General features: G+C 63.7%; 3 protein-coding genes. 2 read left to right on the plus strand and 1 reads right to left on the minus strand.

Translation table 11 applies throughout. The features are described 5' to 3' along the window. On the plus strand, positions 1-356 hold a 356-nt coding region (locus ABZ915_RS48755; RefSeq protein ID WP_361817946.1), incomplete at its 5' end, for a response regulator transcription factor. A gap of 197 nt (positions 357-553) precedes the next feature. Here ABZ915_RS48755 and ABZ915_RS48760 read toward each other — a convergent pair. After that, entirely contained in the window at positions 554-1,111 is a 558-nt protein-coding gene (locus ABZ915_RS48760) for a hypothetical protein (RefSeq protein ID WP_361817949.1), read from the minus strand. Between the two features lie 129 nt (positions 1,112-1,240). Here ABZ915_RS48760 and ABZ915_RS48765 point away from each other — a divergent pair. Further along, positions 1,241-1,398 (plus strand): transposase (locus ABZ915_RS48765; RefSeq protein ID WP_361817952.1); only part of this gene is annotated, 158 nt, incomplete at its 3' end.

Consider the following 1,398-nt stretch of genomic DNA (forward strand, 5'->3'; position numbering starts at 1 on the left):
TCGAGGACGCCATCCGCAGCGTCCACGAAGGCCGTATCTGGCTCGATCCCGAGGTCCAGGCCCGACTGGTCGCGGCCGTGCAGACCAGCGAGGTCACGCCGCCCTCCGCGCAGCGAAAACAGGCCCACACGCCGCAAACTCCCGCACCTTCCGACGTTCTGACCCCGCGCGAGACACAGGTACTCACCCTCATCGCCCGGGGCCTGTCCAACGCGGAGATCTGTGCCCGGCTCGTCGTCAGCCCGGCCACGGTGAAGACGCACATCAACCGCATCTTCACCAAGATCGACGCAGCCGACCGTGCCCAGGCCGTCGGCTACGCCTATCGCAACAACTTGGTCGAGCCCTGGGACTAGGGTCCGTCTTCAAAGATCGTCGGGTGGTGGATCATGTGAGCCGAAGCACGGTAGATGTCACCAAGGCAGGTGTTCTGTCACCAGAGCCGCTGGAGGGGTGCGCTGGGTGTAGCTGAGTGCTTGAGCTGGTGGGTGAGCGTCACGATGGCCAGATGTGGGGTTCGTGTGCGTATGGGTAGGGAACGCGAGTGAGTGCTTCACCGTGAGGAGAGATGTCGGCGCACTGCCGCGAGGGTTCCTGTGCCGAGGGCCAGTAACAACAGCACGAGGCCTATGAAGATCACGGGATTCACCCAACCCGGGGCCAGCTCGGTTCCCACGCCGTCCGATGTGACGCACTGCGCACTGACCGGCAACGTCCATCGCGTCACTATGTGATCGCCAGGTACGCCCTTCGCCGCGCACATCTGATCCGGGTCCAGGATGTAGAACCCCGACATCACACCCCACGAATACGCGCCGAACGCCGCCGCGCTGCCCATGACCGCTACCAGAATGCAGGTGGCGACGCTCGGCAGGCGTCCGACCAGCGCCAGCTGCTGCTTACAGGCCCGTCGGACCAGTGCGACAGCAGTGCCCAGGACAATGCAGGGTGCCAGGAACGGCGCAAGGGCCACGGAGAGAAATAAAAGATCACCCACGCTTACCCAGACATCGCCCGGGCAGGACCGGTTCCACCAGTCCTCCAGAGCTGACCATCGGGGCCGCTGTGCATTTGAGGAGACCGGCAGAACGCCGAAGCCGGTGACACCCACCGTGCTTTGCGCGCCGTTGGTACAAGTAGCACGCCAACCTTGTGACAGTAGCGCGCTTCACGCGATCAACATTGCAGGTCAGTGGACCCTGTTGGTGCCAACTATGGTGCTTCGGCTCATCATGGTGGAGTGATACGTCGCCATGAACTCACCGATAAGGAGTGGGAGTTACTCGCTCCCCTCATACCGCGAGCCGCGACAGGCCGTCCGCGCGTGGAGGATCGGCAGGTCGTCAACGGGATGGTCTACAAGATCCGAACCGGGATCTCCTGGCGCGACCTGCCGGA

The organism is Streptomyces sp. NPDC046915 (assembly GCF_040644935.1).
Lineage (GTDB): Bacteria > Actinomycetota > Actinomycetes > Streptomycetales > Streptomycetaceae > Streptomyces.